29 protein-coding genes are annotated in these 25,445 nt (G+C 63.1%); 18 read left to right on the forward strand and 11 right to left on the reverse strand.

All coding sequences use genetic code 11. From position 1 onward, the window contains the following. Position 1 precedes the first annotated feature (1 nt). Positions 2 to 676 (forward strand): guanylate kinase, encoded by a 675-nt coding sequence (gene gmk / locus NKI64_RS14570; protein ID WP_023672729.1) that lies wholly within the window; start codon positions 2 to 4, stop codon positions 674 to 676. 33 nt (positions 677 to 709) lie between these two features. Here the strand turns inward: gmk and NKI64_RS14575 are convergent, their stop codons facing one another. From NKI64_RS14575 to lptF, 8 genes are all read right to left on the reverse strand, one after another. Further along, positions 710 to 1,003, reverse strand: a complete 294-nt coding sequence (locus NKI64_RS14575; RefSeq protein WP_023672730.1) for a type II toxin-antitoxin system RelE/ParE family toxin — start codon at positions 1,001 to 1,003, stop codon at positions 710 to 712. Beyond that, positions 1,000 to 1,305 (reverse strand): type II toxin-antitoxin system RelB/DinJ family antitoxin, encoded by a 306-nt coding sequence (locus tag NKI64_RS14580; RefSeq protein ID WP_023672731.1) that lies wholly within the window; start codon positions 1,303 to 1,305, stop codon positions 1,000 to 1,002. Before NKI64_RS14580 ends, NKI64_RS14575 begins: the two co-directional genes overlap by 4 nt. Before the next feature lie 68 nt (positions 1,306 to 1,373). Continuing rightward, positions 1,374 to 2,210 carry a 16S rRNA (adenine(1518)-N(6)/adenine(1519)-N(6))-dimethyltransferase RsmA gene (gene rsmA / locus NKI64_RS14585; protein WP_023727350.1) on the reverse strand — a complete coding sequence of 279 codons (837 nt, stop codon included), beginning with the start codon at positions 2,208 to 2,210 and terminating at the stop codon, positions 1,374 to 1,376. A 38-nt stretch (positions 2,211 to 2,248) separates the two neighbouring features. Beyond that, complete coding sequence (gene pdxA, locus NKI64_RS14590) at positions 2,249 to 3,277, reverse strand: 4-hydroxythreonine-4-phosphate dehydrogenase PdxA (RefSeq protein WP_031251538.1); 1,029 nt, start codon at positions 3,275 to 3,277, stop codon at positions 2,249 to 2,251. A gap of 12 nt (positions 3,278 to 3,289) precedes the next feature. Next, a complete protein-coding gene (locus NKI64_RS14595; protein ID WP_023695593.1) occupies positions 3,290 to 4,219 on the reverse strand; it encodes a peptidylprolyl isomerase in 930 nt (309 codons plus the stop codon). 90 nt (positions 4,220 to 4,309) lie between these two features. After that, positions 4,310 to 6,742 carry an LPS-assembly protein LptD gene (locus tag NKI64_RS14600; protein WP_023727348.1) on the reverse strand — a complete coding sequence of 811 codons (2,433 nt, stop codon included), beginning with the start codon at positions 6,740 to 6,742 and terminating at the stop codon, positions 4,310 to 4,312. Next, on the reverse strand, positions 6,742 to 7,824 hold the full coding sequence (lptG, locus tag NKI64_RS14605) for an LPS export ABC transporter permease LptG (protein ID WP_023702945.1): 1,083 nt from the start codon (positions 7,822 to 7,824) through the stop codon (positions 6,742 to 6,744). The genes NKI64_RS14600 and lptG overlap by 1 nt, the downstream gene beginning before the upstream one ends. A 2-nt stretch (positions 7,825 to 7,826) precedes the next feature. Then, positions 7,827 to 9,026: an LPS export ABC transporter permease LptF gene (lptF, locus tag NKI64_RS14610; protein ID WP_023672737.1), complete on the reverse strand. Its 1,200-nt coding sequence runs from the start codon at positions 9,024 to 9,026 to the stop codon at positions 7,827 to 7,829. A gap of 32 nt (positions 9,027 to 9,058) precedes the next feature. Between lptF and NKI64_RS14615 the strand changes: the two genes are divergently transcribed. From NKI64_RS14615 to NKI64_RS14625, 3 genes are read left to right on the forward strand one after another with little or no spacing between them, the layout of a single operon-like run. Next, the gene (locus NKI64_RS14615) at positions 9,059 to 9,352 is read left to right on the forward strand and encodes a hypothetical protein (protein WP_155923279.1); all 294 of its coding nucleotides are present in this window, start codon (positions 9,059 to 9,061) and stop codon (positions 9,350 to 9,352) included. 49 nt (positions 9,353 to 9,401) lie between these two features. Further along, positions 9,402 to 10,892, forward strand: a complete 1,491-nt coding sequence (locus NKI64_RS14620) for a leucyl aminopeptidase (protein ID WP_023715072.1) — start codon at positions 9,402 to 9,404, stop codon at positions 10,890 to 10,892. 8 nt (positions 10,893 to 10,900) lie between these two features. After that, complete coding sequence (locus tag NKI64_RS14625; RefSeq protein ID WP_023672739.1) at positions 10,901 to 11,350, forward strand: DNA polymerase III subunit chi; 450 nt, start codon at positions 10,901 to 10,903, stop codon at positions 11,348 to 11,350. Between the two features lie 6 nt (positions 11,351 to 11,356). On the opposite strand, the gene NKI64_RS14630 is transcribed toward NKI64_RS14625, so the two are convergent. Beyond that, positions 11,357 to 11,953 (reverse strand): T6SS immunity protein Tdi1 domain-containing protein, encoded by a 597-nt coding sequence (locus NKI64_RS14630; protein ID WP_023685696.1) that lies wholly within the window; start codon positions 11,951 to 11,953, stop codon positions 11,357 to 11,359. Between the two features lie 201 nt (positions 11,954 to 12,154). Between NKI64_RS14630 and NKI64_RS14635 the strand changes: the two genes are divergently transcribed. From NKI64_RS14635 to NKI64_RS14670, 8 genes are read left to right on the forward strand one after another with little or no spacing between them, the layout of a single operon-like run. Further along, positions 12,155 to 13,096: a 3-oxoacyl-[acyl-carrier-protein] synthase III C-terminal domain-containing protein gene (locus NKI64_RS14635; protein ID WP_245263167.1), complete on the forward strand. Its 942-nt coding sequence runs from the start codon at positions 12,155 to 12,157 to the stop codon at positions 13,094 to 13,096. After that, positions 13,093 to 14,097, forward strand: a complete 1,005-nt coding sequence (locus tag NKI64_RS14640) for an NAD-dependent epimerase/dehydratase family protein (protein ID WP_023685698.1) — start codon at positions 13,093 to 13,095, stop codon at positions 14,095 to 14,097. Before NKI64_RS14635 ends, NKI64_RS14640 begins: the two co-directional genes overlap by 4 nt. Continuing rightward, positions 14,094 to 14,918, forward strand: coding sequence for an MBL fold metallo-hydrolase (locus NKI64_RS14645; RefSeq protein ID WP_023715074.1), 825 nt, complete (start codon positions 14,094 to 14,096; stop codon positions 14,916 to 14,918). The genes NKI64_RS14640 and NKI64_RS14645 overlap by 4 nt, the downstream gene beginning before the upstream one ends. Then, positions 14,915 to 16,171: a F390 synthetase-related protein gene (locus tag NKI64_RS14650; RefSeq protein ID WP_352668487.1), complete on the forward strand. Its 1,257-nt coding sequence runs from the start codon at positions 14,915 to 14,917 to the stop codon at positions 16,169 to 16,171. The genes NKI64_RS14645 and NKI64_RS14650 overlap by 4 nt, the downstream gene beginning before the upstream one ends. Further along, positions 16,168 to 17,301 carry a GNAT family N-acetyltransferase gene (locus tag NKI64_RS14655; RefSeq protein WP_050588442.1) on the forward strand — a complete coding sequence of 378 codons (1,134 nt, stop codon included), beginning with the start codon at positions 16,168 to 16,170 and terminating at the stop codon, positions 17,299 to 17,301. Before NKI64_RS14650 ends, NKI64_RS14655 begins: the two co-directional genes overlap by 4 nt. Further along, positions 17,298 to 18,302 carry a Rieske 2Fe-2S domain-containing protein gene (locus tag NKI64_RS14660; protein ID WP_023824134.1) on the forward strand — a complete coding sequence of 335 codons (1,005 nt, stop codon included), beginning with the start codon at positions 17,298 to 17,300 and terminating at the stop codon, positions 18,300 to 18,302. The genes NKI64_RS14655 and NKI64_RS14660 overlap by 4 nt, the downstream gene beginning before the upstream one ends. A 45-nt stretch (positions 18,303 to 18,347) precedes the next feature. Continuing rightward, on the forward strand, positions 18,348 to 18,635 hold the full coding sequence (locus NKI64_RS14665; protein ID WP_023727340.1) for a type II toxin-antitoxin system RelE/ParE family toxin: 288 nt from the start codon (positions 18,348 to 18,350) through the stop codon (positions 18,633 to 18,635). 1 nt (position 18,636) lies between these two features. After that, positions 18,637 to 18,930, forward strand: coding sequence for an addiction module antidote protein (locus NKI64_RS14670; protein ID WP_023672747.1), 294 nt, complete (start codon positions 18,637 to 18,639; stop codon positions 18,928 to 18,930). 58 nt (positions 18,931 to 18,988) lie between these two features. Here the strand turns inward: NKI64_RS14670 and NKI64_RS14675 are convergent, their stop codons facing one another. Further along, positions 18,989 to 20,146 (reverse strand): ATP-grasp domain-containing protein, encoded by a 1,158-nt coding sequence (locus NKI64_RS14675; RefSeq protein WP_027048820.1) that lies wholly within the window; start codon positions 20,144 to 20,146, stop codon positions 18,989 to 18,991. Positions 20,147 to 20,328: 182 nt separating this feature from the next. Here NKI64_RS14675 and NKI64_RS14680 point away from each other — a divergent pair, with 182 nt between their 5' ends. From NKI64_RS14680 to NKI64_RS14700, 5 genes are all read left to right on the forward strand, one after another. Then, positions 20,329 to 20,943, forward strand: a complete 615-nt coding sequence (locus NKI64_RS14680; RefSeq protein WP_023684715.1) for a hypothetical protein — start codon at positions 20,329 to 20,331, stop codon at positions 20,941 to 20,943. Between the two features lie 7 nt (positions 20,944 to 20,950). Then, on the forward strand, positions 20,951 to 21,799 hold the full coding sequence (locus NKI64_RS14685) for a 23S rRNA (adenine(2030)-N(6))-methyltransferase RlmJ (RefSeq protein WP_023705344.1): 849 nt from the start codon (positions 20,951 to 20,953) through the stop codon (positions 21,797 to 21,799). A 239-nt stretch (positions 21,800 to 22,038) separates the two neighbouring features. Beyond that, the gene (locus tag NKI64_RS14690; protein ID WP_023705343.1) at positions 22,039 to 22,542 is read left to right on the forward strand and encodes a MarR family winged helix-turn-helix transcriptional regulator; all 504 of its coding nucleotides are present in this window, start codon (positions 22,039 to 22,041) and stop codon (positions 22,540 to 22,542) included. Continuing rightward, positions 22,530 to 22,952 (forward strand): VOC family protein, encoded by a 423-nt coding sequence (locus NKI64_RS14695; protein ID WP_023684718.1) that lies wholly within the window; start codon positions 22,530 to 22,532, stop codon positions 22,950 to 22,952. Before NKI64_RS14690 ends, NKI64_RS14695 begins: the two co-directional genes overlap by 13 nt. Before the next feature lie 202 nt (positions 22,953 to 23,154). Continuing rightward, positions 23,155 to 23,601 carry a hypothetical protein gene (locus NKI64_RS14700; RefSeq protein WP_023673457.1) on the forward strand — a complete coding sequence of 149 codons (447 nt, stop codon included), beginning with the start codon at positions 23,155 to 23,157 and terminating at the stop codon, positions 23,599 to 23,601. Positions 23,602 to 23,698: 97 nt separating this feature from the next. Here the strand turns inward: NKI64_RS14700 and NKI64_RS14705 are convergent, their stop codons facing one another. Then, positions 23,699 to 24,322 (reverse strand): TetR family transcriptional regulator, encoded by a 624-nt coding sequence (locus NKI64_RS14705; RefSeq protein ID WP_031198064.1) that lies wholly within the window; start codon positions 24,320 to 24,322, stop codon positions 23,699 to 23,701. Positions 24,323 to 24,384: 62 nt separating this feature from the next. Here NKI64_RS14705 and NKI64_RS14710 point away from each other — a divergent pair, with 62 nt between their 5' ends. Beyond that, positions 24,385 to 25,113: a DinB family protein gene (locus NKI64_RS14710; protein WP_023742330.1), complete on the forward strand. Its 729-nt coding sequence runs from the start codon at positions 24,385 to 24,387 to the stop codon at positions 25,111 to 25,113. Positions 25,114 to 25,445 lie beyond the last annotated feature (332 nt).

Below are 25,445 nucleotides of genomic sequence, written 5' to 3' on the forward strand. Positions count from 1 at the left end.
AATGGGTGGCAAGGAGCCGATGGTTGCCAGGGATCTCGGATCCCGCATTCGCCGCCGCGGGCTGATGCTGGTCCTGTCGTCGCCGTCGGGCGCCGGCAAGTCGACGATCGCGCGCAACCTGCTGGAAAGCGACGGCAGCCTGGAATTATCGGTCTCGGTCACCACCAGGCCACGCCGCGGCTCGGAGATCGAGGGCGTCCACTATCACTTCCGCACCACGCGCGAGTTCGAGCGGCTGCGCGATTCCGACGCGTTGCTCGAATGGGCCGAGGTGCACGGCAATTGCTACGCGACGCCGCGCGAGCCGGCCGAACTGGCGCTGGCGCAGGGCCGTGACATGCTCTTCGACATCGACTGGCAAGGCGCCCAGCAGCTCAAGGAGAAGATGCGCGCCGACATCGTCTCGATCTTCATCCTGCCGCCGTCGATGAAGGAATTGAAGTCGCGCCTCAAGCGCCGCGCCGAGGACCAGGAGCACGTGATCGAGACCAGGCTGAAGAACGCCCGCAACGAGATCGAGCACTGGAAGGAATATGACTTTGTCATCGTCAACGACGATCTCGACCGCGCCTTCGCCGAAGTGCGTGGCATCGTGACGGCGGAAAGGCTGCGGCGCGACCGCCGGCCCGGGCTGTTCGATTTCGTCTCGGGGTTGCTGGACGAGAAGACGGAATAGCTCGTCCACCGCTGGCAATCTAAATTAGCGGCATCAGCTGCCTGGCAGATCGTCCGGCCAACGCTGCGCTCCGTGAAGCACGCGCAGGATTCGAATCGTGCTGTTGGTCAGCTGATAGGCCGCGACATATGGCGTGCCGACGATGACGATCTCTCGTGTCCCTGCAAGCCTGCCGATCCGGCCGCTTTGGGGAAGGTCCCGAAGACGGTTGATTGCGGCGACGATCCGCTCATCGGTGGCGATCGCGGCCGCAGGATTGTCGGCCTCGATATGCGCGAAGATGCCGTCGCGATCTGAAAGCGCGAATGGCGACCAGACGATCTTCAAGATTTAGGTTCACCCGAACGCCGCGCCGCGGCGCGTCTCTCGGCAAAATGCGCCTCGACTTGATCATCAGGAATGTCTTGTCGGGTGTCGTCGAGCGCTTCGCGAACCTTGGCGCGAAACCATAAATCATACGCCTCGTTGTTTGTGACGAGATCGATGGGCAGCGCACCCTCGTTGGCGGTTCGGGTGAGCAATATCCGCACCGCATCCGAGACCGTCAGCCCCATGCTTTCGAGCACCGCCGAAGCTCGATCCCGGATGTCGGCGTCGATACGCGTCTGGACCAGTGCATTTGCTGGCATGGCAATCTCCTTCGACGTCAATGTAATGCGTTTGAATGACGATTGCTAGGCGGCGCTAGCGCCGCCGGTCAAACCGCGTTTGTCAGCCGCACGAATTCCTCGACGCTGAGCGTCTCCGCACGCCGGGTCGGATCGATGCCGGCGCGCGTCAGCAGTGCCTCGCCACCCAGGCTCTTCACGCTCTGCCGCAGCATTTTCCGGCGCTGGCCGAAAGCGGCTTCGGTGACGCGACCGAGTTTTTTCACGTCGGTTGACAAAGGGCTGGCGCGCGGCACCAGATGCACCACCGAGGACGTTACCTTGGGTGGCGGCGTGAACGCTTGCGGCGGCACGTCGAAGGCGATCCTCGCCTCGGTCCGCCAGCCCGCCAGCACGCCGAGCCGGCCATAAGCATCGCTGCCGAAACCGGCGACAATGCGCTCGGCCACCTCGCGCTGGAACATCAGCGTCATCGATTGATAGAAGGGTGGCCAGTCCGCCACAGTCAGCCAACGGATCAACAGCTCGGTGCCGATATTGTAGGGCAGGTTGGCGGCAATCCTCACCGGGCTGCCTTGTGACGCGGTCTTGGCAAGAGCGGCAAAATCCGTCTTCAGCGCATCGCCGCTGATCACCTCGAGCCGGCCCGGATAGTGGTTGGAGACCTCGGCCAAGGCCGCAAGGCAGCGTTCGTCGCGCTCGATGGCGACGACGCGGCGGGCACCGGCAGCGAGCAGCGCCCTGGTCAGCCCGCCGGGGCCGGGGCCGACCTCGATTACCGTACTGTCGCTAAGGTCCCCGGCGACGCGCGCGATCTTGCCGGTCAAATTGAGGTCGAGCAGGAAATTCTGGCCAAGCGCCTTCTTTGCCTGCAGTCCATGGCGCTCGATCACCTCGCGCAGCGGCGGCAGCCCGTCAATGCTCATGAATTTTGGGCTCATGATTTGGGCTCATGATTTTTGGCTCATGCAACTGCGGGCTTTGCGCCGGTATCGGCCAGCCGGCGGGCCAGCTTTAGCGCCGCGATCAGGCTGTCGGGACGTGCGATGCCCTTGCCGGCGATGTCGAAGGCTGTGCCGTGATCGGGCGAGGTGCGGATGAACGGCAGGCCAAGCGTGACGTTGACGGCCTGGTCGAAGGCCAGCGCCTTGGCCGGGATCAACGCCTGGTCATGATACATGCAGACCGCCACGTCGTAGCCGGCGCGGGCGCGCGCATGAAACATCGTATCGGCCGGCAGCGGTCCGAAGGCATCGATGCCTTGCGCCCGCAACATGTCGACCGCAGGACGAATGATGTGCTCGTCCTCTGTCCCCATGGCGCCGCTTTCGCCGGCATGCGGATTGAGGCCGGCAAGCGCGAGCCTCGGCCTGGCGATGCCGAAACGGCGTGCAAGATCGCCGGCGGTGATGCGCGCGATGGCAACGATCAGCTCCGTCGTCAGCGTCTTCGGCACCTCGGCCAGCGCGATGTGGATGGTGACAGGAACGGTGCGCAATTCGGGGCCGGCGATCAGCATCACCGGCGTCACCGTGCCGCCGGTGTGGAGCGAGGCCAGATGCGCCAGATACTCGGTGTGGCCGGGAAAGCCGAAGCCGGCATCGTAGAGCGGCTTCTTCGCGATCGGACAGGTGACGACCGCGGCCGCGTGACCGGCAAGGCAGTCGGCGACGGCGCGATCGATGGCCTCGATGATGCCGGCGGCATTGGCCGGGTCGGGCCGGCCGGGATCGTCGGTGAAGTGGGCCGCCAGCGGCACCACGGGCAAGGCGTGTTGAAAGACACCAGCTGCTTGGGCCGGCACCGTCTCGGCGATTGCCACCGCCGCGCCGAGCCGGCGCGCCCGCGCGGCAATCAGCGCCGGATCGGCGAGAAGGTAGAAGGGCGCGGCACCGGAACCGCGGGCGCTCTGCCACGCGGCAATGGCGATTTCCGGACCGACGCCGGATGGATCGCCGACGCTCAGCGCCAGCGGAAGCTCTGTCTCACGCACGGCTGGGCCGGTTCAGCGCGTAACGATCTTGGCTTTCGCCTTCAGCTCTTCGACATATTTGGCCGAGAGCTCGTCGGCGTTCTTGTCGCCGCTGCCTTCGCTCTGGAACACCATCTGGGCCGCCTTGTCGTCGGAAACCTCTCGCGACGAGCAGATGCCGATGAATTCAATGCCGCGATCGGTCTCGCGCACGGCCGTGGCGCCGCCCAGCTTGGTGGCCTTGATCTGCTCGGCCCAGTCCGGCGGCAGTTGCGGCGCCAGCAATCGGGGGAGGTCGCGAACGGTGACGTCGATCAGGCCCTTGGCGAATTCACGCGTGGTGTTGCAGCCATTGAAGCGGGCGCGCATGGCTTCAGCCTCGCGCTTGCGTTTGGCGAGTGTGGCACTGCGCTCGGCCTTCGGCACCACGAAGATCACCTGCTGCAGCATGTACTCGGTGGCGCTTGGCTTGGCGCCGCCTTTTTCGAGCATGCGCTTGACCAGATCCTGTTCGCTCACCTCCCCGCCGCCGCCGCTGTAGCGTGCGCTCAGCGCCTGGTTCCACGCCATCTGGGAGCGGATGAATTCCTTGAAATGCTCCTTGGTCACGCCGGACTGCGCCATGACACCGTCGAGCTGCTTGAGCTGCATCTTGTTGCTCGAGGCAAAGCGCTGATAGGCAGCCTCTACCTGGGCGTCGGAGATGCGGATGCCGAGACGCCTGGCCTCCGCCATGCGCAGCGTCTGGTCGATCATTTCCTGACCCGCGTCACCCTTCTTGCGCTGCAGTTTCAGGAAGGCAGCCCGGTGCGCGATGTCGCCGGTGGTGATCGGCATGTTGTTGACGACATACTTGATTTCACTGGCGAACGCCGGCGGTACCATCATGGTGACAGAGACCGAGGTCGCCGCCAACAGGAGCGCGAATCCTGCCGAAAACAGGTATTTCCTCATCGAAAGCATCCCAATTCTACCCGGTTTTGGCCGATTCCAGCCCGATATTGGCGAAATCCGTGCCCGCTTTATGCGGCAAAACGATGTCGTCAGCCGGCTCTACTGGATGGAGTCGATCGAGCTTTGGGACGAGCCGAAATCGCCGAGCGTGCGGAACGACAGGTTGAAGCCGACATTCTGCGACACTTCCTTGGTGTTGATGTCGCGTGATTCCGAGTACGTCATCAGGTAGGTGAAGCAGGAATCATTGTAGGCAAAGCCGACGCCGTCCTTGACCAGCACGCTTTGTTGCAGGTCGTAGGTGCCGGTGCCGAAGACGCGCCAGTTTTCGGCCAGGTGTGTCGAGGCGCCGAGCGTGACTTCGTGGCGGTCGGTGGTGAAACCATAGAGCGGCTGCGCCTGGATGAAGGCGTATTTGGCGCTCAGCGAAACCGGCAGCCCGGAATAGGCGGCCTTCACCTCGGCACGGCGAACTTCGAAGGTCTGCTCGTCGAAGCGGCCGCTGAGCGAACCGGAGAAGCCGCTCGGGCTGCTGAAGCCGACAAGGCCGACATAGTCGGAGGTCGAAGTCTCCAAGCCGGAATCGGCGCCCGCATTGACCAGATCCGGTGAATCGAACGAGTTGCGCCCGCCCAACTGGTAGGATTGGCCGAAGATCGCGTTGGTGCCCCAGCCATTGTCGTAGGCGCCGGAATAGCGGAACCCGACATTGGCGCGGCTGCCGCCTTCGACGCGGTCGTAGCCGGAGAACTTGTCGCGCTCGAACAGCGTCGTGGCGTCGAAGACGAAGCTCTGTGCATCCTCGTTGGGAACGGCGAGCCCGCCGACATACTGCTCATTCGGGCGCATGAAGACCTGCGCCATCGGCTCGACGATATGGCTGGAGCCGGTCATCGAGAACAGCACCGGCCAGCGCATTTCAAGTCCGGCGGTCGCCATGTACCGGGCGAAGGAAGACCGCATGTCGTCGGCGGCACCGACATTCGTTGCCATCTGGTTTACCGCAGTCAGCGAAGCCGAAGAAGCGTTGAGATAGTCGACGTCGCCCTGCAGAGCCAGAAGGGGCGTCAACTGCAATCCGCCGTCCGTGGTGAAGGTACGCTTCCATTCGGCTTCGGCGGTGAGGCGACCGGATTCGCCCTCGATGCCGCGCACGCGCTGGACGCCTGAGCCCGGCACATAGGGGGTAAAATAGGCCTGATCGAGATCGTCGCGGCGAATGACTCGTGCATTGACGTTGAACGACAGCTGGCCGCCGGCCACCGACATGTCGGGGATGTAGGCATAGTCGAGCGACGGCAACACCCAGGGCTGCTTGTCGCTGCGCGATGCGACGTTGCCGTCCGGTGTGTTCTCCTGAACCTGGAAGCGCATGGCGCGCACATCGAAATAATTGCGGTCGTTTAGGCCGGTCAGGTAGACCGACGATTGATGCACGGCGTCGTTGTAGCCTTCGATCGTATAGGTACGCGAAAAATTCTTGTCGGTCTGAAGCAGGATATCCCAGCCGAAGTCCCAGCGCGGATTGATGGCGAACTGGCCCTTGGTGCCCATCATGCCGCGGAACTTGTTCGGATCGCCTGCTGGCCCCGAATTGACATTGTAGCCGCCGGGGAAAGCCGCGAAATCACGGAAAGCGCCAGGGTCCTGCTGGTTGATTCCGGCAAGCTTCAGCGTGTACTGGCCATTGTTGAAGCGCTGGCGCCACTCGGCCTCGCCGAGGAAACCCTGCTTGGTGTAGCCGCTGCCGGTAACGGTGAGGTCGTAGGTCGGCGACAGGGCAAAATAGTAGGGGACTTTGACGCCGACGCCGAGACGGTTGTTGTAGCCGATGCTGGGGATCAGGAAGCCGCTTTTGCGCTTGACCGTAGGGTCGGCGATCTCGAACGCCGGCAGGTAAGCCAGCGGGAAACCGAAGAATTCGAAATTCGCATTCTCGAAGCGAACCGTTTTCTTTTCGCCGTTCCAGATGATCTTCCTGGCTTTGATCCGCCAGGTCGGCGCCTTGTCCGGCTTGTCTTCGCAAGGCTCGCAGGCCGTATAGACGCCGTTGTGGAACGTTGTCAGCACGCCGCCCATGCGCTCGGCGCTTTCGGCGGCGAAATAGGCTTTTTCGGGCGTTTCGACGCGCAGCGCATTAACGAAACCGTCAGCGAAATCGTCGGTAATATCGATATGCTGCGAGTTGATCTTGGTGCCGTCGCTGTTGACGATCTCCACATTGCCGCTGGCAACCAGCCGCTTGGTGTTTCGATCATAGACGACGCGCTGGGCGACGAGCTTGTTGCCGCCATAGTCGATCTGGACGCCGCCGATGGCGGTGACCGTCTGGTTGTCATTGTTATAGACGAGCGTGTCGGCCGCCAGCAGCATCTGGGAGCCGGAGGGAACCTTCGTTGCCACGTCGGTAACGTCCTGCGCCAGCGCAGGGGCCGTCAGCACGCCGCAGGCGAGCAGGCATGCCAAGGCGCTCGCCGAATAGAGGCGCGCCAAACCGGCCTGCCTATGGCTGCGCAAAGCCGCCTCCCTCACTAGCCGTCTTCCTTGTATAGCAGGAATGTCACCCCAAAGAACATAGCCACGACAACCGGAACCCATGCAGCCACGGCTGTGGGCACGAATCCCGCAACGCCGAATGCCTTGACCAATACCGAAACGACATAAAGCAGAAAGCCGGCGAGGACGCCACCCAGAATCATCGTTGCCGACTGCCCCATCCTCGCAAATCGCATTGAAACTGTTGCCGCAATCAGCGTCATGGCCACAAGCAGGAACGGTAACGCCACCAGCGAATCGAACTGCATGGCGAAGGCATTTGCCTTGAGGCCGAAGGAGCGGGCAACCTCAATCTTGCCGGGAAGGTCGTAAAACGGGATGGTTTCGGGGCGCGCCAGCCGTTCCTGCACGAATTCCGGCTTGAGGTTGGTCGGCAACTGGTCGGTCGTTTCGGAACGGATGTTGCCGTCCTTGAACACCTTGACGTCCTGCAATTCCCAGTAGCCGTCGCGCAGAAAGGCCCGCGCCGCGTCCTTGCGCTCGACGATATTGCCCTGCGGATCGAGGACGAAGAACACGGTGTCGGCCATTTCCAGGCCCTGGTTCAGGATGGCGCGGGCGCCGATGATGGTGTCGCCGGAGTTGGTTTTCTGGCGGATCCACGGCGTGGCATCGGCCGCCACCACGTTCGAATTGCCGGATCGCAGCTGGTTTTCCATCTGCTCCGACCATGAGAAGCCATGCGCGGCGATCGGATTGAGCACGCCGACCGACAATATGCCGAATAACAGCGCACCGATGCAGCAGGGCAACAGAAACTGCCAGGCCGACACTCCGGCCGAGCGCGCAATCACCAGCTCGTATTTGCGGTTGAGCGACACCAGCGTCGCCATCGCCGAGAACAGGCCGACGAACGGCACCGTCTGCAGCATGATCATCGGCATCCTCAGCGCCGAGATCGCGACCGCCGTGCCGTAGGTGAAGCCCGGCAGGCCGGTGATGCGGCCGGACAGCTCGGTGAAGTCGATCAGGAACACCAGCGCCAGAAGGCCGATGAAGAACCAGATCGTGATCGACACGTAGCGAAAGAAGAAGTAGCGGCCCAGGGTCCAGCCCATCGTCAGGCTCCCTGGCCGGATGTGTAGCGCCGATTGAGGCGCAGCTTGAGCGCCGTCCAGCCATCGCTGACGCGGCCGGCGAAATTCGTCATCCAGTCGGCCCAGCTGCCGGGCAGTTCCATGCTTCGCGAGGTGACGATGAACCAGATGGCGACCGCCGAGGCGATGACCGGCACGCCATAGACCATATAGGCGTATTGCGGGATCTTGTCGGCCTTGCCGGCGGCAAAGAAGCCCAGCCAGCGCACGAACAGCGCAATGGCGATGGCTGTGATCAGCGGGTGGATGCGCGCCTCGCGGTGTGAGCGCGCATCGCCTGCCACGGCCAGCGCGATCAGCGCGAACACCAGCGAATAGGACCATTCGGAAAAGCGCTGGTCGAGCTCGGCCTTGTAGGCGCCGGGCCTGCGCTGGAAGATCTTGTCGTTCGGATCCGGGTTGAGCAGGTATTGCGTCGTTCGGTCCTTGGGCAGGAGCATGATATCGTTCGCCGCCGACATGAAGGCGGAAAGGTCGAAGGCGTAGGACGTGAAGCGGATGACCGACAGGTCGCCGGTCAGCGTCTTGCGATGAATGACGCCGTCATTCATCATCAGCACCTTCTCGTCACCCTTTTCGACGACGCTGCCGCTCTTGGCATAATAGATCAGATTGGCGCCTTCCTCGCGCGAATCGGCCACGAAGATGCCGCCGAGCCGGTTGTCCGGCAGCCGCTCGCCTATCTGCAGGAACAGCCCGTCGTCGATCTTGCGGAACGTGCCTTCCTGGATGATCAGCGACAAGAGATCGGCGCGCGAGGACGCGATCAGCTGGCGGTTCTTCTGCCTGGCATAGGGTTCGACGCCATTGTCGACCGCGAAGGAAAAGACGCTGGCCGCCAGCGCGATCAGCAGGACCGGCCGCACAATCGTCCAGCGCGAGGCGCCGGCGGCGTTGATGACGGCCAATTCCGAATCGGAGTTCATGACGCTGAGCGTCTGGGCCACCGCCACCACCAGGGCGAATGGCACCACGATCGGGATGATGGTGGGGATGATGAGGCCCGCGACCTCGAAAAAAGTCAGCGCGGATTGGCCACTATCGGTGACCAGGTCGATGCGGGCAAGCACCTGCGTCGTCCAGACAATGGCCAGCGTCCAGATCAGCGCAGCGAGAAACACCGCCAGTGCGCGACGCATGATGTAGCGTTCAACGACCTTCATGTAAGGCTTTTCTCGATTTGCCGAACGGCATCATGCCCGCGGACAAGGTAGTCGTCCGGCTGCGGCTGTACAACTGGGTGCGTTTGGCCATTTCTTTCAGGCGGTTCGATCCGATTCTCCGTCCCACATCGCCCGTCCCGCAGGCCGGAGTGTCGGCGGCAATGGATAAGAAAGGGAGAACATCAATGGTTAACAACAGGTTGCGGCAGGAAAGCGGAGCCGTGCCGCGACGAATCGTTATCGATTCCGCTGCGCATATGAGCCCTGATTCCGGCAAAGTCTTGCCAAATCAAGGAAAACGACCAAATGTCGCGCATCTTCCCTGAGAATGCATTTTTCCTGAAAATCTGAGCCGTTTCCCGAAAGCAGGACCTGATGACTTTGAGACCATTGATCGCCTTCGCCAAATTTGCCGCACCCAAAAAGGGCAGCATCTTCGTGCTGGCGGCCGACGATGGTGGCCTTGGCGAACCGGCAAAGGCCTGCGACCCCTCAGGAACGCTGGCGCGGGCGTTTCCGGTGGCGGAGTTTTCCGGAAAATTCGCCGGTGTCGTCGAAGTGCTGGCGCCGCAGGGAACATCGCTCGACCGACTGGTGGCGGTCGGCGCCGGCAAGGTCGCCGGCCTCGATGACTTTGCCTGGCTGAAGCTTGGCGGCACCATCGCCGCGTCCCTGCGCAAGGCAGCGGAGGTGGCCGTCATCCTCGATGTGCCGGGCGCAAAGATTGGCGGCAGGCAAGCGGCGAACCTTGCCGCCGGCATCATTCTGCGCAGCTACTCCTTCGACAAATACAAGACCAGGAAAGACAAGGACGATGCCGAGCCGAAGAAACCGGTCAAGGTGACCATCCACACCGCCGATCCTGCCGCGGCGAAAAAGGCCTTCGCCGACGAGGTTGCGGTCATCGACGGCGTGCTTCTGGCGCGCGACCTTGTCAACGAACCGGCCAATACGCTCGGCCCGATCGAATTCGCCGCCCGCGCCAAGGAACTGGAAGCGCTCGGCGTCGAGGTCGAAATCCTCACCGAGAAGGAAATGAAGAAGCTCGGCATGGGCTCGCTCCTCGGTGTCGCGCAAGGCTCGCCACGCGGCGCCCGGATGGCTGTCATGCAATGGAAGGGCGGCAAGGCCAAGGACGCACCGGTCGCCTTCGTCGGCAAGGGCGTCACCTTCGACACCGGCGGCAATTCGATGAAACCGGCTTCCGGCATGGAGGACATGAAGGGCGACATGGGCGGCGCCGCGGCCGTCATCGGGCTCATTCAGGCGCTAGCCGCGCGCAAGGCCAAGGCCAATGTCGTCGGCATCGTCGGGCTGGTGGAAAATGCCGTCGACGGCCATGCCCAGCGCCCCGGCGACATCGTCACCTCGATGTCGGGTCAGACCATCGAGGTGCTCAACACCGATGCCGAAGGACGCCTCGTTCTGGCCGACGCGCTGTGGTATTGCAACGACCGCTTCCAGCCGAAATTCATGGTCAATCTGGCGACGCTGACCGGCGCCATCATGGTCGCGCTCGGCCAGCATTATGCCGGCCTGTTCTCCAACAATGACGAACTTTCGGACAGGTTGACGGCGGCCGGCCAGGCGAGTCAGGAGCGGCTGTGGCGCATGCCGCTTGGGCCCGAATACGACAAGCTGATCGATTCCAAGAACGCCGACATGAAGAACATCGGCGGCCGCTATGGCGGCGCCATCATCGCCGCGCAGTTCCTGCAGCGCTTCGTCAAGGAAACGCCGTGGGCGCATCTCGACATCGCCGGCACCGCGATGGGCTCTCCGCCGAGCGAGATCAACCAGTCCTGGGGCTCGGGTTTCGGCGTCAGGCTGCTCGACCGGCTGGTGCGCGACAATTACGAGGGATAAGGCAGGGAATGGCCGATGTCCTGTTCTACCACCTGACCGAATCGACGCTGGAGGATGCGCTTCCCGGCCTGCTCGAGCGCAGCGTCGATCGCGGCTGGCGCGCCGTGGTGCAGACAGGGACCGAGGAGCGGCGCGATGCGCTCGACCTGCATCTGTGGACATTCAGGGACGATTCGTTCCTCGCGCACGCGACCGACCGTGAAGCCCATCCGGCCGAACAGCCAATCCTGCTCACCACGAGCGACGCCAACCCCAACCAGGCGCAGATACGCTTCCTCGTCGATGGCGCCGCACCCGCCGATCTCGCCGGCTACGAACGCGCCGTGTTCCTGTTCGACGGCCATGACGCGGCCCAGGTCGAAGGGGCGCGGACGCATTGGAAGGTGTTGAAAGAAGCGGGCCACGCTGTCACCTACTGGCAGCAGACGCCCGACCGTCGCTGGGAGCGCAAGGCGTAAGTCGCGTTATCGGTCGCTGATCGTAACCTTGTTTATCTTCGCGCCCTGCGGGAGATCTTTCACCTGCCGATGGATTTGGCCGGCGATATGCACCTTCACAACGAAAAACGTCGTTTCCATCTCTCGCAGACTCATTTCGCCGCCAAGCACCGGCGGCTTCTTGAAATCATAGCATTGGCCGGCTGCCGGAATCAGTCCGTTCTTTCGGGCGGCAACGACAAGGCCCGCCAGCAGCAACTCGTCGCGGCGCGCTTCATTCTGCAAGTCGGCCTGAAATTCCGCCCAATGACCCGCAATTCTGGTCAATTTCCCGTCGAGCATATCGAGATGACGAACCGACCCGTCGCCGGCACGGAAAAATATGTCGCCGAAAGCTGACACCGCAGCTGGTTCAAGGCCATCCAGTCCGATCCACTTCCAGCCGTCCAACGCTTCCGCGACTTCGTTCGCAGGTGGTTCGATAAAGAGGAACTGATAGTCATGGGGCCATTCGGCTCTGATCAAGCCCCCTGTATTGGCTCTGTTGGCCTCGGCTTTTCCTTCCTGTCTGGCGTCGGACGCGCCAAAAATTGAAGAAATAAAGCGGAAAAAAGATCTGGCCATAATCGCCCCCGTACGGGTCTTTATACGTGCGAGAGATTCTAGCCGCAATCCACTGAAGGCTCCATAGTTCCCACGCATTCGTCTTGATGATGGCCATCACATTGGATCCGTTTTATGGATTGACTGGATGCAGGCTCATTGGGCGGGCTGAGAATGCGGATCAGGATCATCGGAACCGGGCGGGCCGTGCCGGCTCGATGCGTGACGTCGCGCGCCCTCGATGCGCGGCTGGGGTTTGGCGATGGACATTTCGAGGCCGCGACCGGCGTCATCGAACGCTATGTCTGCGACGCCGAATCGCAGGTCGACCTTGCTTGTGCCGCAGCCCGTCTGGCGCTTGCCGATGCCGAACTTGAGGCAGGCAGTGTCGATCTGGTCATCGGCGGTTGCGGCGTGCCTTACCAGCCGTTGCCGTCGACGGCGCCGCTGGTCATGCAGCGCCTCGGCCTTGCCGATGGGTCGGCGGCCGCTTTCGACGTCAACAGCACCTGCCTGGGCTTCCTCACAGCCTTCGAGACCGCGTCGCGCCTGATCGAGGCCGGGCAATGCCGGACGGCGCTGGTGTTCTCGTCTGAAATCGCCTCGCGCGCGCTGCCGTGGCAGGACCAGCCGGAAATTGCGGCCCTCTTCGGCGATGGCGCGGCGGCCGCCGTGCTGCAACAGGCAGCCCCTGCCGAGGGTCGAGTCGCGGCCAACCTGATGCGCACCTACCCTTCCGCCTATGCGGCCTGCAGCATCGGCTCCGGCGGCACCCGGTTCGACTTTCATCGTGAGCCTGAGGAATTTGCCCGCCACAGCCTGTTCCACATGGAGGGTAAGGAACTGTTTCGCGTCACGTCACGCCATTTCAACGGCTTTGTAGCGGAGTTGCTCGATCGCGCCGGCTGGCGGCACGACGATGTCGACCTCGTCGTGCCGCATCAGGCAAGCCCTTTCGCGCTCGCCCACATGGCGCGCCAGACGGGCTTCGCCAGGGAAAAGCTCGTCGACATCGCGGCGCGCTACGGCAATCAGATCGCCGCTTCCATCCCCTTTGCGCTCGACGTCGCGCGCCGCGAACAACGCATTGTGCCCGGCGCCAAAGTGCTGTTCCTCGGCACCTCGGCCGGCGTGTCGTTCGGCGGCATGGCGCTGGAAGCATGACCGTGGGACGCGTCCTCGTCACCGGCGCTAGCGGCTTCCTCGGCGCGCATGTCATGGCGCGGCTGGCTGCACTGGGCACACCGGCGCTGGGTCTTGGCAGGGACGCCAAACGCTGCGCGGCGCTCGAAGCCGCTGGTCATCGGGTCGTTCGGCTCGATTTGTCTCAACCATTCGATGCAGCTGCCGCGCGCGCTCTCGACGGCGTCGATGCGATCATCCACTGCGCGGCACTTTCCGCGCCCTTCGGCAGGTTGGCGGATTTCCAGACGGCAAATGTCACAGCTACCCGCAACCTCAGCGATTTCGCGCGCGGGCAAGGCGTGCGCCGCTTCGTCCATATCTCCAGCCCGACGGTCTGTTTCGCCTATCGCGACCAGCTCGGAGTTTCCGAGAATGCGGCCTTGCCCCCTCCGGTCAACCACTATGCCCGCACCAAGCGGCAGGCCGAGGAGATCGTGCTGGCGGCGCCTGAGATCAGCCCGGTGGTGCTGCGGCCGCGCGGCCTCTACGGTCCCGGCGACCGCACGCTGCTGCCGCGTCTGCTGCAGGTGGCACGGCAGCGCCCGCTGCCGCTGTTTCGCGACGGCAAGGCGCGCATCGATCTCACTTATATAGAGGATGTCGTCGATGCGGTGCTTGCCGCGCTGTCCGCCGGCAGCGCTGCCGAGGGACAGATATTCAACATCTCCGGCGGCGAAGTGGTGCCGGTCCGCCGCGTTGCCGAGGCGGCCTGCGCCCGCGCCGGCGTGCAGCCGCGCTGGCGCAGAATGCCGCTCTGGCCCGCCATGCTGGCGGCCGGGATAGCGGAGACGGTAGCGAATATATTGCCCGGCCGCCCGGAACCGCCGGTGACGCGCTACGGTCTTGGCCTGTTCGCCTATGCGCAGAGCCTCGATCTTTCCAAGGCAGGCCGCATCCTCGGCTGGGCGCCGAAAGTGTCGTTCGAGGAAGGGCTCGATCGCACATTCGGCAAGGCGATGGAAAGCAGGGGGGCAGCGTGAAGATCGTCTTCGCCAACAGCGCCTCTGTCGGCGCAGCCGAGCGCCTGATCCTGCGCGGCGGCAGCTGGGCGAAGGTCAGGCTACGTGTCCGCTACGGCCTGATCATGCATCCGCGGGCCGGCCCCGTCCTGATCGACACCGGCTACACGCCGCATGTGACACAAGGCAGTGGGCGCAGCACGGCGCTGCGTCTTTACAGTGCGATCCTCCGGCCCCAGCTCAACGAAGCCGAGCAGCCGCTCGCGGTACTGGCGCGCTTCGGCCTGTCTTTGCAGGATGTGCGCACCGTCATCGTCACGCATTTCCATGCCGACCACATGTCGGGCCTGTCGCTGTTTCCCAACGCTCGGCTTATCGCCAATGACACCGCCTGGGCGCGGGCGAAGGCCAAGACTTCCCTGCAGAATCTGCGCCATGGCGTCTTCAAGGAACTGTTCCCGTCTGACTTCGAGGCCCGACTCGACGGGCTGTCGTCGAAGCGGCAGGTCGAGCCGCGTGGCGGCGTACCGGGCGGCGCCGATCTGTTCGGCGACGGCAGCGTCATCGCAGTCGGTCTGCCCGGCCATGCCGATGGCCAGTTCGGCCTTTCGTTCCCAAATCTGGAGCGCCCGCTGCTCTACGCCGTCGACGCGCAATGGTTGTTCGCGGCCCTTGTCGAAAACCGAACTCCCGGTCTGCCGGCAACCCTGCTGGCCGAGGATGCCGCCGCGATCGAGCCGACCAGCGTAATGTTGCGCCGGTTTCTGGCGACCGGCGGCGAGGTTGTTCTTTGTCATGATCCGGCGGTGACGGCCTACGATCTGGCCGGAGAGAGCGCATGAACGGGCCGACGGAAGCGGCCCGTTCGTTTGTGTTGACGCAATGGCTCTCGCGCAAGAGCCGTGAGAATTTCGAACGCTGGCAAGGTCATGCCTTGCGCCGCTTTCTCGACCGCGACCTGCCGCGCGCGCCGTTCTACGGCAAGACGCCGCGTCATCTCGGCGATCTGCCGGTGACCGACAAGGCGACGCTGATGGGCAATTTCGAGCGCTTCAACATTCATGGCGTCTCGGCCGCCGAGGCCTGGAAGGCGCAGGCCGGCGATAGCCGCATTGGCGAGCTGACTGTCGGCTCCAGCACCGGCACGTCGGGCAATCGTGGCCTGTTCGTCATTTCCGAGGCGGAAAAATACCGCTGGCTGGGCACCATCCTGGCCAAAGCCGTGCCCGATCTGCTCTGGCGCCGGCAGCGCGTTGCGGTGATCCTGCCGCAAAACACCGGGCTCTACGATAGCGCGCGCAAATCGCGGCGTATCGACCTGCGCTTCTTCGATCTGACGCGCGGTCCGGAGAGCTGGCGCGGCGCTCTCGAAGATTTCGCGCCGACGGTGATCATCGCGCCACCGAAGATACTGCGGCACTTCGCGGCCGAGGGCTTTCGGCTCAAGCCGCAGCGTGTCTTCAGCGCCGCCGAAACGCTCGACCCGGTTGACCGGCCGGTCATCGAGGCATTCTTTGGTGGTGAGGTCGACCAGATCTACATGGCGACCGAAGGGCTGTTCGCCGTCACCTGCCGCCAGGGCGGGCTGCATCTGGCCGAGGATTCGGTGTTCTTCGAGTTCGAACCGGCCGGCGACGGCCTGGTCATGCCGCTGATCACCGCCTTTCGCCGCCGGACCCAGATCATGGCGCGCTACCGGATGAACGACTTGCTGCGGCTGTCCGAAAAGCCATGCCGCTGCGGCTCGCCGCTGCGCACGCTGGACGAGATCGTCGGCCGCATGGACGACGCTTTCCGGCTCGCCTCGCCGCACGGGCAGCTCCTCGTCACGCCCGACATACTACGCAATGCGGTGCTCAAGGCCGACCGGCGCATCGACGATTTCCGCCTGGTCCAGACCGCTGCCGACGTCATCGAACTTAGCCTTGCGCCCGAGCTCGCCGACGAAGCCGCCACTGCCGCGCATGCAGCCGTGCGAACGCTACTGGCCGCGCGCCAGGCGACGGTGAGAGTCAGCCTCCTGCGCAAGAGCCTGCCGCTGGAGACCAGCCGTAAACTGCGCCGTGTAGAATGCCGACTGGGGATGAGGACGTGAATCGGCCTGCCGCATTGCCGGTCGCTCAAGTGGACCAGGTTGAAAACAACCCGCGTGAGGTCGAAGCCTTCGTTCAGCTATTCAACGAGGTGCCGGTGCGCGACCTCGTGCGCAATCTGACAGTGGCTGTCGAAACCTTCGAGATCGCCGGCCGCTCCTTTCCGCTGACGCTGAACGACAGAAGCGAAGCGCCGAACTGCTACATCTGCTGCCCGTCCAGCGCCTATATCGACTATGCCATCGACGAGACCCGCAATTTCGTCTCCTCGCCCTTGCTGCAAAAAACGATGCGGATGCTGATCGGCCTGTGCGCGCCGCTGGTCAGGATGAGCGGCCTCGACCATCAGGTTCAGGTCAACAACTGGCTCTATTCGACCAATCCGGTGCCGCTGCTCGATCGCAACGCGGTCGCGGCGATGCGCGACGATCTCACCGCGCGTTTTCCCGATCGCGCTGTTCTCATCCGCTCCCTGAACGAGATCGCCGATCCCTCGACAATCGCAGCGCTGAAGGCGGAGGGTTTTCGAATGCTGGCGGCGCGGCAGATCTACATCTTCGCAGGCGACGGTTCGGCCATGACCAACGACATGAAGCGCGACCGCAAGCGGCTGCCCACGACGCCTTTCGAGCAGGTCGGCAATGGCGACTTCACCGAGGCCGACTATGCGCGCGCCGAAGCGCTCTACCGGATGCTCTATCTCGACAAATACACGCCGCTCAACCCGCACTACACGGCCCGCTATATCGGCGAGACGCACCGTCGCGGCATCCTGCAACTGGCAGGCCTGCGTCGTCCCGGCGGTGAACTGGTCGCCGTCGCCGCTTTGTCTCAGAACGGCAGGACATTGACGCAGCCCATCGTCGGCTACGACACCGGCCTCCGGGTGAGCGAAGGCCTTTACCGCATGATGATGGCGCTGGCGCAGGATCATGCGATGGCGCACAGCCTGTTCTTCAACATGAGCGCCGGTGCCGCCGCCTTCAAACGCTTGCGCGGCGCCGTGGCGACGGTGGAATACAACGCCGTCTATGCTGCCCATCTGCCGCGCCGCCAACGCATGGCGGTGCGGATCATGGAATTTGTGCTCGCGAAGATCGGCATTCCCCTGCTCAGGAGATTTGAACTTTGAGCGACACCCGGCAGCAGAAAGACAAAGACTATTGGCAGGCGGTGATGCGGTCTGCCGATATCAAAGCCAAGCCGAAGCGCATCCTGTTCGACGGCGCGCCACTGGTGCTGTTCCGCTCGGCGCAGGGGATTGCAGCCCTCTTCGACCGCTGCGCTCACCGCCTGGTCGAACTCTCGACCGGCAAGGTCGTCGGTGGCGAGATCGAATGTCCCTATCATGGCTGGCGCTACAATGGGGAAGGGCGCTGCACCGCCATTCCCGGCCATGTCGGCGACGTCCCGCATTACCGTGTCCGCCGCTACAGCGCGATCGAGCGCGACGGCGTCGTCTTCGTCTCGGCAGGCACGCCTGAGGGCGAGCCCTATCTCCATTGCATGCAAGGCAAGGATGTCGTCGTGAAGCGGGTGCGAAGCTCGGCGCGATCGACGGTGCTCGACGCCGCCGAGAACATTCTCGACGCCACTCACACCCACTTCACCCACAAGGGTGTGCTGCGCGGCCTGACCGCAAAGCGCCATCTCGTGCGCGTCGAGGTGACCGGCGGCAAGGGCTGGGTCGAAAGCTGCTACACCGGCGAGGACCGCCAACAGGGGCTGGTCAGCCGGCTGCTGGAAGGCGAGCGCGCCAGGACCATCGGCCGCTACCGCCATCCCGGCATCGTCGAACTCGAATATTGGGGCAAGGGCGGCTTGGCGCTGGCGACCACTTTCCATTTGCGTCAGGCGGACGAACGGACCGTCGAAGGCGTCGGCTGGCTGATCGGCCCGCGACAGGGCCTGTTCGGCGAACTCAAGGCGCTTGCTTTCCGGCCGCTCTTTGCCTTTGCCCTGCAGCAGGATCGCCGTGTGCTGAAATCGGCCAGCGACAACGCCCGTATATCGCCGCAGGTTCAGCCGGCGATCGGCCCGCTGGATTTCCTGCGCCGCGACATAGCGGCGATCATCGACGGCAAGATGCCACCGGCGGCGGCAGAGCCGCGGGTGCACCAAATCGAGCTGTAATTCACGGCACTTGATTCCAGTTCTGCTGTAAATTATAGTTCACGGATGATCGAAGTTCGATCCACTGACGAATTCCGAAAATGGCTCAGAGGGCTCACGGACATTCGCGCCGTAAAGAAGATCACCCAACGGATTGTCCGCGTTCAGGCTGGGCTGGCGGGAGACGCCAAGTTCTTCGATGGCATAGGAGAATTGCGCGTAGATTACGGTCCGGGATACCGCGTGTACTTCGTCCGGCGCGGCAACACGGTCATTATCCTGCTCTGCGGCGGTGACAAAGGCTCGCAGGACAGGGACATCGGAAAAGCCAGGAAAATGGCAAAGGAAGTTTGATATGACCCTCAGAACCACACCATTCGACGCCGCCGAATATCTTGATGATGCTGAGTCTCAAGCCGAACTGCTCGCTGATGCGTTCGAGACCGGGGACGCGACTTATATTGCGCACGCCCTCGGCATTGTCGCGCGCGCCCGCGGCATGACAAGCATAGCGAAGGACGCCGGCGTGACCCGAGAGGCACTCTACAAGGCGCTGAGCGAAAAGGGCGATCCGCGCCTCAGTACATTGCTGGGCGTAACCAAGGCGCTTGGCCTGCAATTGTCCGCAAAGCCAGTTAATCCCGTTTAGGCAACCTTAGCAGGACTTACGCACTCAGCTGAAAACGGGAAGTTCCGCTTCAACTCGACTAGTCCTGCTCCGGCCCATTCCACTCGATATCGCGCGTCGACGCAGCCTGAAGGCTGATGCGCTGGCGCAGTGCTGTGCCGGCGATCTCGGCCAGCGTGCGCCACTGCGCCCGCTTCGGCGCGGGGTCGCCCGGCCAGTCGAGCAGCTCATCGGCATCGTGCATCGCCTGGCGAAAGCTGCCGAGACCACCGGAGCGCAGTGCCGCCGGCATCCCGTAGATCCACATCGCAAGCCTCACCGTCTGCGGCGCCGTCACGTCGGGCTTCACCTCGGCGCCATCCTCCAGGACCGCGTCGGCGAAGCGCCGCGGATCGCGAAAGAAGTGCAGGCCGCTCACGGCGCGCGGATTGCACTCCAGTGGCAGCACCCTGCCGTTGTTCTCGCGCATCAGGTCGAAGGATATCTGGCCGGTCCAGCCGGCGCCGGCGACGAAGGTTTCGACGAAGCGCCGCGCCGCGATATCCTCGACCGGCTCGAAACAGATGCCGGCGCCCTTGCCGGCGCGATAGAGCGAACGGTAGAGCGCCAGCGCTTTGAGTTCACCCTCGATCGCCACCGCATAGGCGCTGATCTCTTCACCGGCGACGTAGCGCTGCGCCACCCAAGGAGCGGCGGGCGAGGGGCGGACGGCGTCGAGTTCGTCCGGCGATGGCCGCAGCAGTACGTCACGGGCAAAACGTGACCACACAGGTTTGAACACCAATTCGCGCGATTGGCCACGAACGCCGTCGAGATCGGCCTCGCTTTGCAGCAGTATCGTTTCCGGCACGTCGAGCCCAAGGCTCTGCGCCAGCCGGATGAAGGCATGCTTGTCGTGAACGCGGGCGAGCATCGCCATCTCGGGTGCGAAGAGGCGGGCCGGCATGGCGCGGTGCTGCCAGAGACGACCGAGATAAAAGACTTCCTCGCAGGTCGGGATAACGAGTTCGATGCCTTCCGCGCGGACAAGCGCTTCCACCGCCTTGGCATAGGCGTCGGCGGCAAAGCGCGGCGGCGGCAGGCGATGGTAGGCGGCGCAGGCCGTGCTCGCTGCGGCGATCGGCCGGGCCGGGCTGTCGGCCAGGATCACCCGGCGACCGGCGCCATGCAGCAGCCGCGCCAGGTGCAGCGCCACCGGCGCGCGGGCACCGGTGATCAGCACGGTGCTATTGGGCATGAGCCACCGGCATCGGTTGGAAAAGACGAGTCGATGCTTCTGCGGAAGGCTTCATTCGCCATAAGTGCCACATGGCTTGCGTGCCGCCAACGCACTCCACAAAGGTGGCTCCGCTGCGTCAGCCATCGCTTTTTGGCCTTCGGGGCGTTATTGGCAATCTGTCGAACACCCGGATCTCCTCAATGCGCTTTCTGTTTGTCCTGATACTGCTTGCCGGCGCCGCCATTGGCTTCGTCTATCCCTGGGCCATGAGCAATTTCTCCGGCCACGAGATCGGCACCTGGCGCGTCTACGACCAGGGACGGTTTAGGCCTGTGACGGTGACGCTGAAAGCTGGCGACGCGCCGGTCAGAGTGCTGGTCGACCTGACGGCAAAGGCCGAGCGCATTGTCTCGCAGCAGCGCACCGTGCTGACGCTGACTGCCGCCACAGCCGGGCGCACGGTGCTTGCCTCGACGCTGCAATTCAACCACGCCGACAATCCGCGCCAGGTCAGCCCGCAACTGCCCGACAAGATCTTTCGCGACGAGGCCGGCGTGATCGAAACCGTCAGTCCAGGCGCCTATCTCTTCACCGCCGGCCCGGGCGACGCCGACGATATCCCGATACGCGCAGTGGATCTGATACTGCGCTCCGGCGCCGGTGAGATCGATCAACGCGCACGGCCGGTTGGCTATGGGCTGATGGCCGTCGGCCTGATCGGCTTCCTGCTTACTCTGGCTTTCGGCGGTCGCCGGCCGGAGAACCCGAACTCGAAGCCGCCACCGCCGCGTTGGGGCAGAGGCTCCTCGACATGAGCGCAGCATGAACTACCGTCACGCCTATCACGCCGGCAATTTCGCCGACGTCGTCAAGCATGTCGTGCTCAGCCTTCTGCTCGACTATCTGAAGCAAAAGGACAAGGCGTTCCGTGTCGTCGACACTCATGCCGGCATTGGCCGCTACGATCTTTCGTCGGCGGAAGCGCAAAAGACCGGCGAATGGCAAGGCGGCATCGGCCGCCTCATCCACGCCCCGATCGAAAAATCGGCGGCTGCGCTGCTTGCCCCCTATCTTGAAGCGGTGCGTTCGCTCAATCCCGATGGCGGGGTGAAGAAATATCCGGGCTCGCCATTGATCGCCAGGTACCTCATGCGAAAGCAGGACCGGTTGTCGGCGATCGAATTGCACGACGCAGATGCTGCCAGGCTGAAGACGCTGTTTGCCGGCGATTTCCAGACAAGGGTGATCGAACTCGACGGCTGGCTGGCGCTTGGCGCGCATCTGCCGCCAAAGGAAAAGCGCGGCCTGGTGCTGATCGATCCGCCGTTCGAAGAAGCCGGCGAATTCGACCGCCTGGTCGACGGAATGCAGAAAGCGCACAGGCGCTGGCCGGGTGGCATCTACGCGCTGTGGTATCCGATCAAGGACCGCAAAGCGATCATCGCCTTCCGCAAGGCGCTCAAGCAATCCGGCGTTCCAAAACTGCTCGACATCGAGTTCGAGATCCGGCCGGCATCGCGTGAACCAAGCCTCGACGGCAGCGGCATGGTGGTGGTCAACCCGCCCTTCACGCTGGAGCGCGAACTGCGCATCGTGCTGCCGGTCCTGCACAGATTGCTGGCGGTCGAAAAGCCGGCGCACTGGTCGCTGGAATGGCTGGCCGGGGAGTAGCGACGCTTCGCAGCGGGCGACGCCCGCGGCAAAGACACAAAGTCGCTAGAAGTTTTGACGGTGGCGCCATCCGCGAATGCTCAGCTGTGTTCAACGAACCGAAACCATGGAGATGCACATCTAATCGGCTTGGCGTTGACGCTAATCCCAGAATCAGATAGATAGATGTCTAATTATTAGATTTCGAATCGAAGCCAAGATCGACAAAAAAGGAACGGGTCAACGCGATAGGCTTCGCGATGTCGCGCTGGCAGGATGCCGTTGAAACGTTCGATGGGACCGTTGCCGAAATCTATGTGCTGAGCGCTGCCGAGCGCCGCTGTCTCGGCGCGATCAGTCACGGCCCGCGGCCGGCAAACGTCGTAGCGAGGGAGACAAATCTCACGCCGGCGGCGGTTACGACGTTGATTGACCGGCTGGAAAAGCGCGGCTTCGTCAGCCGCCAGCCGGATCCCGATGACAGGCGCAAGGTCATGGTCGCGGCGGGCACCGAGGAACTCGTCCGGCGCTGCTACCATCCGATCCTCGAGGCGGGCGACGCATTGCTGGAGAAATATTCGGCGGCCGAGATGCAGTTTTTGCTCGGCTTATCAAGAGGTCGAAGCGATGCAGAAGGCGCAGACCGAGAGGGTGCGCGGCAAAGCAAAACCGGTGCGTTGAGAGAAGGCATCGGAGGATGGTCCGGCGCAACGCCGGTCCGGTTTCAACTGTGTACTGTCAAGGAGACGCTATGCCCCGTATGATCTTCGTCAACTTGCCCGTCGCCGACCTCGCTGCGTCGATGGCCTTCTACAAAGCTCTCGGTTTCGACAACAACCCGCACTTCACCGACGACACCGCAGCCTGCATGGTGCTGAGCGAAACGATCAACGTCATGCTGCTCACCCATGCCAAATGGCGTCAGTTCACCGATCGCCCCATCCCGCCGGCCACCTCGAGCGAGGTCATGCTTGCCGTGTCCTGCGACAGCCGCGCGGCGGTCGATGCGATGAACGAGGCGGCGGCGAAAAATGGCGGCGCCGCCGACATCAACGCCCAGCAGGATTATGGCTTCATGTACAATCGCAGCCTGGCCGATCCTGACGGCCACGTCTGGGAAGCGATGTGGATGGACCCGGCCGCCATACCGCAGGGCGACGCCAAGCAAGGCTGAACCGGGTTTCGGCGGCCCGCCGGCCATGGGCAGGCCGCTTTTCCTAATGGGCAAGGCGAGCTTTTTCGAAGGTCAGGACGTGGTTTCGCAGCTTCGCACCGGCAAAACCGGTTGCGGAGCGGGAAACCATCGTCAGGGCGACCGCTTGACCGCGCGCCGCCGAATCCGCAAAGTGGGCGCAGTCGACCTTTGAGAGGCTGCCATGACTCGCTTTGCCAAATCCGCTCTTGCTGCCCTGATTTCGCTTTGCACGCCGCTGGCCGCACCCCTTGGCCAGCCAGCACAGGCCGCCGACCTTTCCGTCTATTCCGACGAGGACAGCGGCGTTTGCGGCGAGGCATGGGTGCTAAGCAAGATCTCCAGCCGCTTCTCCTACCAGGTGCATCACGTGCCGCATCTGCCGGATGTTTCGATCACCGATTTTCAACGCATCCACCAGCATCGCTATCTCCCGGCCAGCGAAGAATGGCCGATCGGCCGCCGCTATTGCGGCGCCACCGTCAGCCTTTCCGATGGCCGCGCCCGCACCATCTGGTACTTGATCGAGGAAGGCCAGGGTTTTGCCTCGATCGGCGACAATGTCGAATTCTGCGTCTCGGGCTTCGACCGCTGGATGGTCTACAACGGCCGCTGCCGCGTCCTGCGCTAAGGTCGGATAAGAACCGCCGTTGAACCTGCCATCTCCCCGCAAGGGGGAGATCTGATGTCGCTCCGGATTCGCCAATCTCCGAACTGCTGCCGCTGCCTCACACCGCCTTCCCACCAGATACGTAAGCGCAGATCAGCTCGACCAACTGCTTCTGCAGTTCCGGCGCGTCGAGCATGTCTCGCCGCGCGGCATTGTGGATGACGCCCTCGACCGCTGAGGACAGCACCCGGGCCACGGTCTCATTGTCCTTTCTGCGCCTGCGATATTGCGCCACCGCCGCCGTGTAGTGATCCAGATAGCGCGACTGGAACGAGGCATGGGCGGCGCGTGAGCCGCGATCGCCCGGCGCCTCGTCGAGCAGCACCTGATGCAGCGTCGGATGGATGCTGTGCGCATCGATCATGCCGCGCACCAGCTCCTGCGCGAATCGCTTGAGCGGCTTGTCGCCTTCTGCTGATTCGGCGATCACCGACAGCACCTGATCGAAATGTCGCCGGCGAATTGCTTCGACCAGCGACAGCTTGTCGGGAAAATATTGATAGAGCGAGCCGATGCTGACGCCGGCCGCATCGGCCACCTTGTTGGTGGTGAAGCCGGCCCAGCCGAGCGCGCTCAGAACATGAGCACCGGCTTCGATGAGCGCCTCGACCGTCGCTCTCGAACGCGCCTGGCGCGGCTGCTTGCGCATGCGTGAGCGCGGCTTTGCAATGCGAGTAGACATGTCTGCTCCAGCAGCCAAGAATATAGATAACATACTCACATTTTTTGCAAAGGATATAGACCATGGACGCGCTGGATTTGCTCCGCAGCCTCTTCGTTTATCAAGCCTGGGCGAACGGTGAATTGCTGGAGAAGCTTGCGGGCCTCGACCAGCAGGAGCATATCGATCAGAGCCACACGGCGACCCGTCTCATCAACCACAACCTTGTCGTATCGAAGATATTCGCCGCGCATCTTTCCGGCACGCGTCATGGCTATGCGTCCAACAACACCGAGGACACACCGGCACTCGATGAATTGAGCGCTGATGTCGCTGCGATGGATCGTTGGTATCTCGACTATATCGAAGCCGTCTCGCCAAAGCTCATGTCAGAGCCTGTGGCTTTCACCTTCACCGACGGCGACAGGGCGATGATGTCACGCCAGGAAATGCTGACACATGTCGTCACGCATGGCGGCTATCACCGCGGCGAGATCGGGCGGATCCTGATGCAGATCGGCATTGCGCCGCCGTGGGATACGTTTGCCGTCCACCTCCACCACGCCGAGCCTTCGCGCCGGCTGCAGGTGCGCGAGCGGTTGGCGCTTAGGGGCCTGCACCCCGTGGCGTCCAAGGGATCGCGGCTTCCCGGGAGGAGGATTCCCCGATCTTCGTTTCCCATTTCCGTTAGGCATCTCTTGCGCCGAAGCTGGCGATCTCCCTTCTCGTCTGGGAAACTCCGACACAACAGGCTGTCCCTTCAAGTGCTGTCTTTCCTGGCTTCCATCCAACCACTTTCGATATACGAGTAAAAAGCTCGCGTCTAGTTTAGTGCTGTTCCTGCAACCGTTGGGATGAAGCAAGATCAGCCTCTGCTGTGCGATGATTGTTGCCATCCGATAGGCCGCCGATGACCGCGTGAGATCGACGGCGTTGCAAGAGAATGTGAGCTTGACGAGAAGATCGTGTGAGTCGCGATATCAGAGATTTCTCTCGCAATAGTTCGCTGCGAAGCGGGAAGATTCTTTGCCGATTTCTGTGCCGATCATTGCGATCATGCTCTCAGCGTAACCGAAACTTAATCTGCAAAATTCTATGTAATGCTTCGCTGGCTAGATACGCACGAGTCAGATATGCATTAGCT

It is taken from the genome of Mesorhizobium sp. M0478, assembly GCF_040321305.1.
GTDB lineage: Bacteria > Pseudomonadota > Alphaproteobacteria > Rhizobiales > Rhizobiaceae > Mesorhizobium.